8 protein-coding genes and 2 pseudogenes are annotated in these 13,963 nt (G+C 65.8%); 5 read left to right on the forward strand and 5 right to left on the reverse strand.

Annotation, left to right across the window (positions count from 1 at the left end; genetic code table 11):
- Positions 1–143 precede the first annotated feature (143 nt).
- A complete protein-coding gene (locus ACF088_RS19615) occupies positions 144–293 on the reverse strand; it encodes a hypothetical protein (protein WP_392377031.1) in 150 nt (49 codons plus the stop codon).
- Positions 294–963: 670 nt separating this feature from the next.
- Between ACF088_RS19615 and ACF088_RS19620 the strand changes: the two genes are divergently transcribed.
- Both ACF088_RS19620 and ACF088_RS19625 read left to right on the forward strand, forming a co-directional pair.
- Positions 964–3,810 carry an ATP-binding protein gene (locus tag ACF088_RS19620; protein WP_392377032.1) on the forward strand — a complete coding sequence of 949 codons (2,847 nt, stop codon included), beginning with the start codon at positions 964–966 and terminating at the stop codon, positions 3,808–3,810.
- Positions 3,811–3,823: 13 nt separating this feature from the next.
- Positions 3,824–4,273, forward strand: a pseudogene (locus tag ACF088_RS19625) (transposase); the annotation flags it as partial.
- A 1,167-nt stretch (positions 4,274–5,440) separates the two neighbouring features.
- Here the strand turns inward: ACF088_RS19625 and ACF088_RS19630 are convergent.
- Positions 5,441–6,682, reverse strand: coding sequence for an RICIN domain-containing protein (locus ACF088_RS19630; RefSeq protein ID WP_392377033.1), 1,242 nt, complete (start codon positions 6,680–6,682; stop codon positions 5,441–5,443).
- A 1,373-nt stretch (positions 6,683–8,055) separates the two neighbouring features.
- Here ACF088_RS19630 and ACF088_RS19635 point away from each other — a divergent pair.
- Positions 8,056–10,926, forward strand: a complete 2,871-nt coding sequence (locus ACF088_RS19635; RefSeq protein WP_392377034.1) for an ATP-binding protein — start codon at positions 8,056–8,058, stop codon at positions 10,924–10,926.
- A 60-nt stretch (positions 10,927–10,986) separates the two neighbouring features.
- On the opposite strand, the gene ACF088_RS19640 is transcribed toward ACF088_RS19635, so the two are convergent.
- From ACF088_RS19640 to ACF088_RS19650, 3 genes and pseudogenes are all read right to left on the reverse strand, one after another.
- Positions 10,987–11,487: a hypothetical protein gene (locus ACF088_RS19640; RefSeq protein ID WP_392377035.1), complete on the reverse strand. Its 501-nt coding sequence runs from the start codon at positions 11,485–11,487 to the stop codon at positions 10,987–10,989.
- Positions 11,488–11,557: 70 nt separating this feature from the next.
- Positions 11,558–11,988, reverse strand: a pseudogene (locus ACF088_RS19645) (helix-turn-helix domain-containing protein); the annotation flags it as partial.
- Between the two features lie 51 nt (positions 11,989–12,039).
- Entirely contained in the window at positions 12,040–13,218 is a 1,179-nt protein-coding gene (locus ACF088_RS19650) for an alpha/beta fold hydrolase (RefSeq protein ID WP_392377036.1), read from the reverse strand.
- Positions 13,219–13,377: 159 nt separating this feature from the next.
- Here ACF088_RS19650 and ACF088_RS19655 point away from each other — a divergent pair, with 159 nt between their 5' ends.
- Positions 13,378–13,572, forward strand: a complete 195-nt coding sequence (locus ACF088_RS19655) for a hypothetical protein (RefSeq protein ID WP_392377037.1) — start codon at positions 13,378–13,380, stop codon at positions 13,570–13,572.
- A 141-nt stretch (positions 13,573–13,713) separates the two neighbouring features.
- Positions 13,714–13,938 (forward strand): hypothetical protein, encoded by a 225-nt coding sequence (locus tag ACF088_RS19660; RefSeq protein WP_392377038.1) that lies wholly within the window; start codon positions 13,714–13,716, stop codon positions 13,936–13,938.
- Positions 13,939–13,963: the final 25 nt, after the last annotated feature.

The raw sequence follows: 13,963 nt of genomic DNA on the forward strand, positions 1-13,963 counted from the left end.
CGGCACCTGCTCGGCGAACGTCCCGCGCTGGCAGGTCTCCTCCGAGCAGACGAAGCGACGCACCCGCAGAGACATCACAACGAGCTTGCCGGCCGCTGGCAGATCACGAGGAACCGCAGCTAAGAGCCGTGTATTCGCCTTGATCAGTACCCGCATCCCGGGCAGGCCGATTGCCTGGCCGAAGTGCGGGCCTCCATCCTGACGGCCGTGGCGGTCGCCTCGACCGACACCACCGACACATCGTCAACCGAGACGAACAGCAGCTCATCCAGCTGCGGCAGCACGTCGCTCACGACGAAGGACTGTCGACCGCACCGCATTCCGGCCGGACGATTTTCGGGCGACCTCAACCCGACATCACACAAAGATCAATAGTCACCTTGCGTACACGACCACAGGAAGTGGGCCAGAACAAGGAGAAGCGTCGCTCCAGGCCGGTACACGGGAGCCGGGGAAAATACCTGTCCTGCTACGTGCTTGTGGGGTACGGCAACGATCCCCGTAGTAAGTGATCTGCTCCGTCTGTAACGTGGTGGCCGACGACACGCCGCGCGGCTCCCACCGGTATCCGCCAACCGGCGGAACCTCAACGCCCGTCGGTCGAGTCGCCCCTCCGGGCGGTCGACCTCCACGCTCCTCGTATCGGTTCTCAGATAAAAGGCTTCCGGTCTCAGTGCCTTAGTCACGGAATCTTCCGCCGCTTCAAAAACGAAGGCCGACCATTCTCCTGCCGGAGCTCAGCATTGACATAAATATCAACAACCCCAGTCCACCACCGGCGTCCCGTTGATTTAGTCACCGTGCTAGCATCACGCCTCTTGATGGAGTAGGGCCCCCAGCCTATCGCCTTGGAATCCAAGGTATTGGCATGGCATCGCCTGCATTGCACCATCGCATTCTGCCGGGCCCCCCACGCGCCCATTGCTCACAACAAAACACTTCCATTGAGCAGGTGACGGAATCGTGATCCCCCCACACTCAAATATCTGCGTTGGACGTTCCCCGCAACTGGAACAGATATCCCGGCTCTTGGAAGCCGCCGCCGGCGGCGACGGTCAGGCCCTGATCGTGACGGGCGAGCCAGGAATCGGCAAGACCACTCTCCTCACAGTTGCTGCGCAACGTGCCGAGCAGCTGGGGATGCAGATCGCGAGGGGATCTGCCGAAGAGCTGGAGCGGTGTTTGCCGTTCTCGGCGATATCGGGCTGCCTTGATGTGGAACGGACGTCGACGGATCCGCGGCGAGTACGCGTCGCCGAGATCATGTGCGGCACGGGCCGATTCGGTACAGCAGGGGCGCTGGCCGGACCGGCCATGGTGGACTTCGCAACCGTCGAAGCCCTGCTCGCCCTTGTTGACGAACTCTGTGCGGCGGGGCCGCTCTTGATGATTTTGGACGACCTCCACTGGGCCGACTCCGCGAGCTTGCTCGTGCTGCACCGGCTGGCTAGGTCGCTGTCCCAACTGCCGCTCCTGATCATCGCTTCCTATCGCACCGTGCCCAAAGTCCCGGAGCTCATTCAATTGCGTCTCAGTCTCAGCAGTAGGAGAAACACACCGATTCTCTTGGGACCGCTGGCGCCGACGGGTGTCTCCACCCTGGTAACTGAACTTGTTGGGGGGCAGCCAGGCCCAAGGCTTCAAGCTCTTGTCGCCGAAGCGGCCGGAAACCCTTTGTATATAACGGAATTTATCAATGCGCTTTCAAGAGACTCGGCAATCACTTTCGATGCCGGAGTGGCAGAGGTCAATACAGCCCAAGCACCCGCTTCGCTGGCAGACGCGATACTGCACCGTTTAAGCTTCATTTCCACTGACGCTTTGAACGCACTGCGAGTGGCTTCCGTCTTGGGTTCCTGCTTCTCTGTCGCGACCCTGACAGCGGTGCTCGGCAGGAGCGTAAGCGGCACACTCGAAAACGTCATGGAGGCCATCGACGCCGGAGTCCTCGTGGACTCGGGCGAGCATCTTACTTTCCGACATGATCTTATCCGTCGCGTTCTGTGCGACGCCCAGCCACTCTCGGTGCGCGTCAAAGTTCACCTTGAAGCGAGTCGGGCATTGGCGTCGGCTGGGTCCCCCGTCGAGCAGATCGCCGAGCATCTGCTCGACGGGGCATCTGCCGACGGCGCCTGGCTGGTGTCCTGGGTCACCCAATCAGCGGCCCAACTCACCGGCCGTGCGCCTCAGTTGGCGGTACGGCTACTCGAAGAGGGCTTGCGAATCGCTGGTCCTCAGGATGGGAGATGCAACCAACTGCGGCTACATCTCACCGTCGCACTGCTGTGTTCCGGCCGCGCAATGGAAGCCGAGCAGCAGGCCCGTCATGCCCTGGCCCATAACAACGAGCCAGCGATGGAATCCGCCCTGTACTGGATCCTGGCTCAGTCCCACTTCCTTCGCGGACGCCCCGACCTCGCGATGCGCGTTACAGAGCAAGCCCGTTCCTCATCAGTCGGGATCTCCGCGATCGAGGCATCCAGGTTCCACGCCTTCGCATCGGTCTGCCTCGTTTCCCTGGGTGAATTGGAAAAGGCAGAAGTCGTCGCGGAAGCGGCTCTGTCAACGGCCGGCAACGAATCAAACGACGGCATCACGAGAGCCTACGCCCTGCAGACCTTGGCCGCCACGCGAATCCTCGAATCTCACTACGACGGGGCGATAGACCTTCTACAGGAGGCGTTGCGGATCATTCCAGAGACACTCCATTCCTGCCCGCGACTGGCTCTCCAACTCTCCCTGGGCAACTCCTACATCGAAAGTGACCGCACCGAAAACGCAGGACAGACGTTGCGCGCCGGGCGCAAGTCGGCAGAACAGCATGGTGGGTTCTTTCTACCCTGGTACCACCTTTCGGAGGCTTTGCTGTACTTCAATACCGGCCGATGGGACGATGCCATGGCAGAGATCCAAGCCGGACTTGAACCGGGAGAGCACTTCAGAATGTCCCGGGCACTACGAGGCCTGGCCGCACTCATCACCATCCACCGAGGTCAAACCCCAAAGGCTGCAATGCATCTGGCCGCGTCCCGAGAAGATGCCGACACAGAAACCATTGCCCCATTCTACGAGCACATACCTTTGCTGGCCGCGGCACTTGACTACGAGGCACAAGGGGCTACAGAACAGGCCTTCGAAGTACTCTTTGCGGCATCGGAGGCGGATTCGGGAGCTAGCCGAGGGCACCCGCTCGTGTCATTCCTCGCTCCCGATCTGGTGCGACTGGCTCTGCTTCGCGGCAACATCGACTACGCCCGACATGCCACGCTAGGCATCGAAGCAATCGCCGAGACCAGCGGGGCGCCTCATCACTTGGGAGACGCCCACCGCTGCCGAGGGCTCCTGGAAAGCGCCCCGGACCGGCTTCTCAAAGCCGCCGAATTCTACGGAAGGTCACCGAGACCGTTGAGCCAAGGACAGTCCTATTCCGATGCCGCCGAGTTGCTCGCGCATGCCGGAAGCAAAACCGAAGCACGCGACCTCATCAGGCGGAGCCTGAACATTTACGCCGAGTTGGACGCCACCTGGGTCGCCCGCCGCGACGAGGCGCGGTTGCGGGCCCTTGGTGTACGGTGCGGCCACCGGCGCCACTCACGTCCTTCTCACGGCTGGAGTGGTCTAACCGAAGCCCAACTCAAGGTGACCGCACACGTTGCGCAGGGTTATTCCAACCCGGATATCGCGGTGCGCCTCTTCATCTCTCGGCGCACTGTCCAGAGCCATGTATCAAACATCCTCACCAAGTTGAATCTTTCATCGCGCGCCGAACTCGCTGCCGAGTACGCACGTCGAGGGGCGCAAGGAACGTGACCCCTCGAAGAACAAAGCGGGCGGGACGCAGAAGCTGACTCCGAGCGAGAGGAGCGGCGACGCATCCGGCGTCGGCGAAAACTGCGGCTGGAGGCCGCTCTCCTCGGACGCTCCAGAGGCGGGCAGACCAGCAAGGTCCATCTTGCCGCCAACCGCAAGTGCCGCCCGCTGGCGTTCGTCCTGACTGCGGGCCAGGCCGCGGACAGCCCGCAGTTCATCCCCGTGCTGGGGAAGATAGGGTCCGCGGCCCCGTCGGCCGCCCCCGCACCCGACCGGACGCAGTGGCCGCAGATAAGGCCTGCTCATCCCGTGGCAACCGGGCCCATCTGCACGGACGCGGTATCAAGGCTGTGATCCCGGAGAAGAAGGACCAGGCAGCCAACCGGAAGATGAAGGGCTCCGGGGGCGGCCGGCCCTCACCCACGACGCCGACCTCTACAAGGAGCGGAAAGCTGGGACACGCGCAGCAGGCCAACGCCGCCCGCCAGGCCGCCGAACACCTGCGCTCCACCGACCAGGCCGCCGTTGCACAACCCCTCGGCGGGCTCTACCCGCGTGGCAGGCGCCTGCGCCGTCTCCTGCGACAGCGGCAGACGTCGGTGCTGTATGCAGCAGTGCCGAAGCTGGCCGAGCGGATCTTGGCCGAGCCCGGCTGGTATGCCCTGGCAACCACGCTCGCGGACGCCGAAAGCATGGGACACGACGCTGCAGCGGCTCCTGGCCGAGGCCGCCGAACGAACGGGAGCTGGAACCGCCAGGTCGGTCAGCGACGTACTGGTGTGGCGGCTGCGACGGCTGCCCGGACCGTTTCGTTCTGATCATCGGAGCATTGATCCGGGTGTGCCGTTGGCTGACGCGCAGTGGGCGCGGATCGAGCCGGTGCTCCCGGACCGGACTCCGAAGCGGGTCGGTCGGTGGCGCAATCATCGTGAGGTGATCGACGCGATCGCCTGGAAGTTCCAGGACCGGGTCGCAGTGGGTGCACCTGCCCGAGAAGTACGGCAATTCGGTGGGGCGTCGCGCCAACGGGAATGACCTGGCCGATGGCGGCTGCACCGTCTAACCGGGCCGGAGAGGCGTCAATGTGGTGACTGCCGGAGTTGGTGAAAGTGGGTCCCGCCCGTGCGCGCGTAACGATGTAGGTCACGAAGACTGCTCCCCGCTCCCGCGGGGATGGCCCCGAGTTAGCCGGGTTCAGACGCGCCCTGGTTCCGGTCCCGCAGCCGACGTCAGACGATCCCCCCAGCGCCACCCGGTCCAGCGGGCAAGCGTCCCAGGTGTCGGGTCTGTTGCACGGGACGTGGTGGGAGGGGAGGCGCTATACGTTCCCACAGGACATCAGAAACAAGATCACGGGGCGCTCGGCCAAGCTGTCCAGAGAGTCTGCCCGTCACCCGCTGGTGATGCCTCCATTCTGAAACGATCAGTAGTTGGAGTGTTACTCATGGCCGAGGTCGGTCATCTCGCCGACGCGCGCGGTCTCCAGCAACCGCTTGTCAGCCGTTGCTGGAGACCGCGTTCTTGTTCAGTTGCAGGTCCTCCGCCTGGGCTTGCCAGACGACATCGTCGATGCATCGGTCGTCCACCGCTGCCGAGCGGTCATCCCCGTGGACCTATGAGGGGCTCAGTTCTAGCTGACCGGAGTCGCCGGCTCCGTGCCGGGCGGAACATCCGTGCTGCCGCCGCTGCCGGTAAAGGTCCGCGGCTGTCCGCCGCAGTCGTTCTTGGGGTCGGAGTCGGGTGCGGAGCCAGCATCGATGAGGGTGGCGTTGCCCTGGTCGTCTGCGGGAACAGGGACGGTGATCGGGCTGCCGGCGTTGTAAGTCCATTCGTTCCACTTCTTGGGGTTGAACGTGAACTTCCCCGTGTAGGTCTTGGTCATGGGGGTGGCCAGAATATAGGCGTAGTGGTGCGGCTTTACCGGTGCTGTGGAGTAGGTGGTGCCACCGGCGGTCGTGTTGGTTTTGGTGTCCTGGACTGAAGTCTGCCAGGACTTGTTGAACTCGGCCTTGAATGTGGCGCTGGCAAAGGTGGCGCTAACGCCTGCGGTTCCCCCAACTGTGGTCTGTTGTCCGGTCATCTTGGCGTCAGCGACCGTCTCAGTTATCGTGTGGACCAGTGGTGGAGTTGGTGCGTCGTCCCCGTTGTGGAAGTACGCCACACAGACAGGGTTGCCCCTGGCGTAAGTGGCCGACGCACCGTCGATATCGCAGTTGGCCGAGTCAGTGCCGCACTTTCCTACCGCGTACGTAGCCGCCAACTCGCGGAGGCTATTGTCCTGAACGTCGGTAGCCCAGACTTGGTTATCGTCACTGGCGCAGTCTTTGAGTTGAATACCCCCGTTCCCATCGTTAGGAACGAACGTCAAGCACTTGCTACTCGACGCTTGCCGCAGCCTGATCATATTTTTCGAGTCGCCTGTGGGTTCAGTGTAGAACTTCTGCCCATCAGTGTTTCCGCAATCCCACTGATAGGCAAGATAGTAACTTTCGACCCCCCACGTGGTGGGGCTGGAGAGATCGACACACTTCTTGCTGTTGTTGTTGACGATCTGAGCGGTGCCGTCTTTATTTGCCGAGAGGTGCCACTGCTCATTTGGGGCAGGTCCGTTATTTCCGCCTTGGGACGCGTACGTGATGACCTTGTCGCCGTTGCCTGTACCGCTTCCCTGTACGTTCATCCTTTTGGATACGTCATTTTTCGGAGCGATCACCATGCACTCCGAGATTTTGTCTGTGCAGTCGGCTGCATGCGCGACGCCGCTGCCGAGCGGGGACACGGTGACACCTAGGGCGACGCAGCAGGCCGCCAGGAAGGTAGCGATCAGCCGAGCTGCAGGGTGAGTGCGTCTGTGGAGCAGTGTGGGATTCACAGATTCTCCTTGTCTTTCTTGGAAGGGGGGCCCGTCGTCGGACAGTCAGCCAACGGCGTGGTCGAAGGCGGAGTCGTGCGGCAACGGAGACGTTCACTGACATCTGATTCGGCCTCACCGGCGGTAGATGTTGACGGTCGATCTGGAGGCGCAGAACGTCGTATGGGTGTTGGGCTGTGTCCCCTTGAGGAATCGCCCTATCCGACTCAGGTTCACCACCAGGCCGTCTCCCCGTCATCCCGCGATTGGCGACCGGGCACCGCGCATGAGCGGTCCGGTTGCCAATCTGCTGGATAGCCGATGGAGGAAGGTGCACGTGGCGACAACGTCATTGGGTTCGGGGGAAGGGGGCGGGTGCTACTCCCGGAGTGTGGAAGGCGTGCCGGGCATTTGCCCGCTTCCCGGCTTGTGATGTCGGCGTAAACGTAGGCCGACGTGGGGGGCGATACATCCGTCAGTTGACGTAGAGAACGGTCCCAGCGGTCCGGAGGCAGTGTGATCTTCGAAGGCTGCGTCACACATGCCAATCTCGACGTTTCATGTGAACCGAGCGGGGTCTCTTGCGGGCCGTTTTCGTTGTCCGGGCCCCGCTGTGCAGAGCTCCGTTACCACGACGGTGTTCCGGCCCGAGCGTGAACTCGACCAGCGTCCGCACCGGTTCGTTGGTATGCCGAACTGCCGCCGCACTCATCTCCATGCCGGTCGCCCGATCGAGGAAGTGCCGGAGAGGGCCGGTGCCTGAGGCGGAACCGCGCCCGGGGCGAGCCGGAGATCATGATGTTCGTCTCGGGGGCGAGTTTGTGTGCCCGGGCAAGCCCCGCCAGCAGGTGGACCGGGCTTCTGTGAGCGGTGTGCGCCGGCTGCTGCTCGGTGAACGTTCCCAGCACGGCCATCCCGATGTTGCCCCTGAGCGCCGCCAACCCGACGGTGCGAGAGGGCGAGGAATGCTGCGCATCGCAGATTCTTGCGTCACGTGATGGATCACGTTCCGTTCGGAGGAGCATCCGAGAACAGGGGCTGACTCCCGGAAGGATGCGCATCATAAAGGGCAGGGGGAAGAAGATTCGTTATTGTCGCCGCTCGTTCACGCGGAGTGCCATGGCGGTTATCGGCTGCGTGAGACAGCACCGTCTCCGGCCGGGCCGGAAACGATCAGTGACCGGCGGTGGGGGTGGAATTCTGCGTGGTGAACCAGGCAGCCGTACATGCCCGGCAGGTAAACCAACGAATGGGTAGCTGCGTCTACGGGAGAGACAAAGCAGTCTGGTTCGGCCTGGAGCTGTGAATGGCTGTGACGACCCCATCGACCGCGGGCGGTGTATGGGGTGAACGTTGTCCTGGGGCCGTAGAGGTCCGCGCGCAGAGGTGAGGGCATGGAGCAGTTCTCGGGACGCCTTGTCGGCCGTGAGACCGAGACGGCGGTGCTGGCCTGGCTGACGGCATCCTCGGTGGCGGGGGCCGGCCAGGCGGCGTTCGTTGTCGGTGAGGCCGGCTTGGGCAAAACGGCCCTGTTGGAGCTGGCTGCGGCGAGTGCGGAGTCGCTGGGGATGCGGACGCTGCACATGGCGGCCCAGGAGCTGGAACGGCAGCTTCCGTTTGCCTTGATCTCGGCCTGTCTGGGAGTGGATGCAGCGTCCACCGACGCCTCCCGGGACCGGGTGGCCGAGATCCTGCGCGGCGAGGCACGGTATGGGATGCCGGGCTCGATGGGCGCGACGGGCTCGACGGGCTCGACGGGTGAAGTGGACTTCGTCGGCGTCGAGGCGATGCTGGGACTGGTCGATGACTTGTGTGCGCAGGGGCCCTTGGCGCTGATTCTCGATGACCTGCAGTGGGCCGACCCGGCGAGTCTGGTGGTGGTGCACCGGCTGATGCGGTCGGTGCACCAACTGCCGCTGCTGGTTGTCGGGGCTTTTCGGCCGGTGACCGGCGGGGAGATCGAACGGCTCTGCCAGAGTCTTGCCTTTGGCAACGGCACGGTGCTGAAGCTGGAGCCGCTGAGCCCGCCCGCTGTGTCGGCCCTGCTGGCCGGCGTGTGTGGGGGCGCGCCCGGTCCGCGGCTACGGCGCATGGCCGAGGGGACGGCAGGAAACCCGTTGTACGCCGGGGAGCTGGCTGCTGCCCTGCTGCGTGAGGAGGCGATCGAGGTACACGACGGGATCGCGGATGTCTCCGTCGGCTGCCCCCCGCCGTCGCTGACCACACTGATCACGCACCGGTTGCGGTACCTGCGCGAGGAGGTGCTGGAGGCGCTGCGCGTCGCCTCGGTGATGCAGGCCGACTGCACGGTCACTCATCTCGCGGCGGTCTTGGAGCGGCCGACGCACGAGCTGCTCGGTATCGTCGCGGAGGCCGAGTCGGCCGGGGTGCTGCGGGAGGCCGGTGATCGGCTGGTCTTCCGCCATGACCTCATACGGAATGTCCTGTACGACGCGGTGCCGGGCTCGACCCGCGCCATGCTGCACCTGCGGACGGCGCAGGCCCTGGCGGGCGCGGGCGCGGCACCCGAACAGGTCGCCGAGCATCTGCTCGATGCCGCCCCGGCGGCCGGAGGGTTCCTCATGCCGTGGCTGGTGGCATCCGCGGCGCGACTCACCGCCCGCGCCCCCGTCATGGCTCTTCAGCTGATCGACAAGGCCCTGACGCTCGCCGACCCCGACGACGCCCACTACGGGCGTCTCCAACTGCACCGTGCCCTCGCCCAGCTCTCCTGCGGTCGCCTGGCCGAGGCGGAGGAGACTGCCCGGTGCGCGCTGGCCAGGACCCCTGACCCCAGGGCGGAACTCGCTCTGCGCTGGACCATCGTCCATGCCGCCTTCGCGGGTGGCCGGCCCGACCTGGCACTCACCGAGGCCCGCGCCGCGGGGGGCAGCGCGGACCTGCCGGTGGCCGAGGCCACCCGGTTCCGGGCGTTCGGCGCCCTGTGCCTGTTCGCCCTGGGCAAGCTGACTGAGGCCGGAGCTGTCGCGCAGGCCAGCCGCTGCGCAGCCGAGGAGGCCGGCGACGGCCTGGCCCTGGCCAGTGCCCTGCACGTCCTGGCCGCCAAGCGCTTCCTCGAGGCGCCGGGCTCCGAAGCGCTGGAACTGGCCCGGCAGGCAACGCGGGTCCTACCGGAAACGGGCCATCCGGCGCAACGGATCTGGCTGCAACTCTCCCTGGCCAACCACTACACCGGCCTCGACCGCACAGGCGATGCGCAGCGCACGCTCGCAGCCGTACGCACGGAAACCGAACGCACCGGAGGCATCTTCCGGCCCTGGTACCACCTCTCCTGCGCCATCCTCGCGTTCAACACCGGCCGCTGGGACGATGCCCTGACCGACATCGAGGCCGGGCTCGACCCCGGCGAACATGCCGCGATGAGCCGAGCCCTGCGGGCGCTGGCAGCACTGATCGCGCTGCACCGCGGCCGGCAGAGCACCGCCGCAGCCCACCTGACCACCGAGGCGGCGGCCTCCGAGAGTGGAACCCTCGCCTGGCTCAGCGAGTACCTGCCGCTGTGCGCCGGTGCCCTCATGGACGAGGCCCGGGACAATGCCGAGCGCGCCTACACCCGGCTCGCGACGGCATTCGACCGAGGCATCGGCCACCTGCCCGGCCAACTGACCCTCTGCTTCCTCACGCCCGACCTCGTCCGACTCGCCCTGGCCCACGCCGACTCCACCCACGCACAACGCTACGCCCACGCCGCTCAGGAGCGAGCCGAACACAGCGGTGCGCCATACCACCTCGGTGACGCCTACCGGTGCCAGGGACTGCTGAACCGGGACCCCGACCTGCTCGTGGAAGCGGCTCGCTGCTATCACGAAGCCCCCAGACCACTGAGCGAGGCACATGCCCTCGCCGACGCCGCCGAACTCCTCGCCCACCGCGGGCTACCGGCCCAGGCCCGTGCCCTCCTCGATCAGGCGCTGGAAATCTACGCCCGCCTGGACGCTCACTGGGATGCTGCCCGTGCCACATCTCGCCTACGCGACCTCGCAGTCCACCGAGGCACCCGAAGACCACACAGCAAGGCCCGCCGGGGCTGGGAGTCCCTCACGAACACCGAACGCCTCATCGCCGGCCATGTCGCCGACGGGCACTCCAACCCCGAGATCGCCACCCGCATGAACATCTCACGGCGCACCGTCAGCACACATGTGTCCAACATCTTCCACAAGTTGGAAATGACCTCACGCGTCGAACTCGCCACCGAAGCAACCCGCCGGCAGAACCCCGACCCTGCGCACCCACCGGACTGACCGCATTCAGGACATGCCTGAGGGCACGGTGAAGGGGAGCCTCGTCTCCTCATGTTTGCCTCACCCGGCGACCACACCTTCACCGTGCCGCAGGGCGTCAGCCAGATCCGCATCACGGCGCTGGGCGGAGCACGCGGCGGCGGGGGTGGGGGCAACAACGACGGGCACCTGAGCGGCGGCGGGGGCGGTGAAGGCGGCGGCGCCGCCGCAGTGTCGTGCCTCGTCTCCGTCGCCGGCGGCTCGCAGATCAGCCTCGCGGTCGGCCGCGGTGGCGCGGGAGGCCAGGGCGGAAGCGGTAAGAACAACGACGGTGCCTCCGGCGGGGACGGATTCAGCAGCTACGTCGGCGTCCCGGACCCCGTGATCGGCTTCCTGCCTCTGGCCGTCGCCGGGCACGGCCACCAGGGGAGTGGCGGCGATGCGTCCGGAACCTGGAGGAGCGGCTTCGGCAGTTCCGGAGGAGCGGGCGGTGCCGCACTGGGAAGCATGTGCATGGGCACCGAGCAGACCATCACCCCGGGTAACGGCGGCGAGGGCGGCGCGGAAGGATCGAGCAACCATCCCGGAAACGGCGGTCTCAAAGGCCGGCCCCCGGAGTACCCCGAGGGGCTTCCTGGGTCTTTGTGGCGGGCCCGAGCTTGTTCACGTCGACGTGCACGAGCGACCCTGGGTGCGGGTGTTCGTAGCGGCGGATCGGCTCACCGGTCGCGCGGTCGACATGCGACAGCCGGTTGAGTCGTGCAGCGGCAAGGATGCGCTGCACGGTCGACGGCGCGGTCCCAAGCCGGGTGGCGAGCTGAATCGGGCCTTCCCGTAAGCGAGTTCACAGGCTGACGCACCGCTTCGTTACCGCCTTGCTCGTCTTGCTCGGCGACGTCTTCGGACGTGACGAGCGGTCGTGCATGGCTCGCCGGCGAGATAGCGGTCGGCCCACCGCTTCACGGTAGGCCTGGAAACCTGGAACCGAGCGGCAACCTCGCTGATCGGCCACCCGTCCTCGACGACGAGTCGTGCGACCTCCAGGTGGTGGCGCGGAGTCAGTGCGGCGTTGCGGTGCGACACGGCAAGGCCCCTCCTGGGCCGTTCGGCCCAGGAGGGGCCAGTGGGTGGTGCTCAGGGTTCGAGCAGGGGCCCGAGGACATGGGCGAACTCTGCCGGCTCGGCGCTTGCGCCGAGGTGGTTGCCGGGCATGTCGATCAGAGGTAGCCCCAGAAGCTCAGCGAGTGCTTGGGTCGCCCGGCGCGCCATCTGGTGATGGCTCAGGGAGCCGGCGCACAGCGTCACCGAAACGCGACGGGTGGCCTCGATGTCGGGGACGTAGAAGACCGTGGGGCCGGCCATCCGCCCCAGGAAGTAGCGGTTCTTGTCGAGTTCCTCGACCGGCAGCTCGGGTAGCGCCATATGGGCGGGAGGCGTCTGATCTGGTCCTGTGTGGTGGGCAGCGCCGCTGAGGTCAAAGAATTCCTGCACTGCCCGCTGAGGATCAGCCTCCGCGGCTTCGAACGCTGCTGCGGCTCGGCCCGCCAGGTCTGCGTCATCCAGGAGGGACACAAGGGGCGGCTCATGCAAGACGGCCCGGCCGACCACGTCAGGATGCTGCTTGCCCAGCTCCAGCAGCGTCACGGCACCACCACTGGTACCGACAAACAGGGCGGGCCCTCCGGTGAACCTGTCGACAAGCGCAGCAAGATCCTCAGCAAGGACCTCGGGCGTGGGCGCAGCCATCCCTGGGACCGCTCGGCTGGCACCGATACCGCGCGGATCGTGGGTGACGACGGTGAACCGGCCTGCAAGCTCGTGCGCCAGCGCTGCGAAACCGGCCCGCCCAGCCGGCGCACCGACGAGGAACAGCAGTGGCCCCTCACCCTGGACACCGAAGGCAATCGTGCAGTCTGGCCGGTCGAGAAGGTCCACCGAACTCGTGATCCGATCATTGAAGTCCGCGATCTTCCGAGTGATCACATCGAGCGCACGGTCCAGCTCCTCGCGCCTCTCGTGAACGCGACGGCGATGAGCCGTCAGCAACTCCACTCGGAGCCTGGCCGGATCGGCCACCTTGTCGTCGGCGCCTGTGAACTGCGCGATGTCGGCCAGTGGCATCCCCGTCTCACGGAGATGAACCAGCATGCGGATCAGGTCGACGTCGGCCGTCGTGTATTGACGACGCCCCGCACTGTCGCGCCGTGGAGACGGTACGACCCCCTGACGTTCGAAGTACCGCAACGTGTCGGGCGCCAGACCGATCCACGCCGAGACCTCCGCGATACCCAACAGCTCAGCTGCCTCACTCATGCCTCAAGCCTCGCCCCTGGACCTCGGTACAGGTCAAGCGACCGTCAGCCGGCCGCGGCTTGGACACACTCAATCAACCAGTGGTTTCTGGCACATCCCGGCTCTTCCCTGGGCTTGAGACAATCGGCAGGGTCGTACGAACGAACAGGGGTGGAGATCATGATCAATCTGGTGCTGCTCGGCGTCTTGGTCCTCGCCATCGGCGGGTGTGTATGTGTGGTGTGGGCGGAGCGCGGCGGGCCCCGTTGGGTCCGCGGTGTGGCGAGCGTGACGCTCGCCGCGAGCGAGGTGGTGCGTCGCTCCGAGAAGAAGAACCGGCGACGGCGCTCGGGGACCACCAGCGGCCGCGACTAGCTCGGAACGGACGAGCAACCTGAACCGGGTGGTCAAAGCCGCCTGACAAGGGGGAGGATCGCCCGTCAGAGGTCAGTTGCTACCAGCCTTGGTCGAGGTCGCCGGTTCTTCGTCGAGCAGACCCCACTCCGCGCCGACGACGTGACCGCCGTCCCGGCCGACCGGCGCCGCACTGTCGCCACGATCGCCGACCATGCCCGTACGCAGGCCCGGGAGGCCAGGAGCCGGGACGCTGAACCGACTCTGCGGCAGCTGCTCCCCGCACTGCCCGACGCGGACGCCGACGCGGTGATCGCCGCGCTGAGAACGCTCAACGGTGCCCTGGGTGAAGCGGCGCCGGGCCTCTCTGGGGCGGCGGACCTCTGATTCGCAGTGTCCGGCGGATGGCCTG

The organism is Streptomyces sp. NPDC015125 (genome assembly GCF_043080045.1).
Taxonomy (GTDB): Bacteria; Actinomycetota; Actinomycetes; order Streptomycetales; family Streptomycetaceae; genus Streptomyces.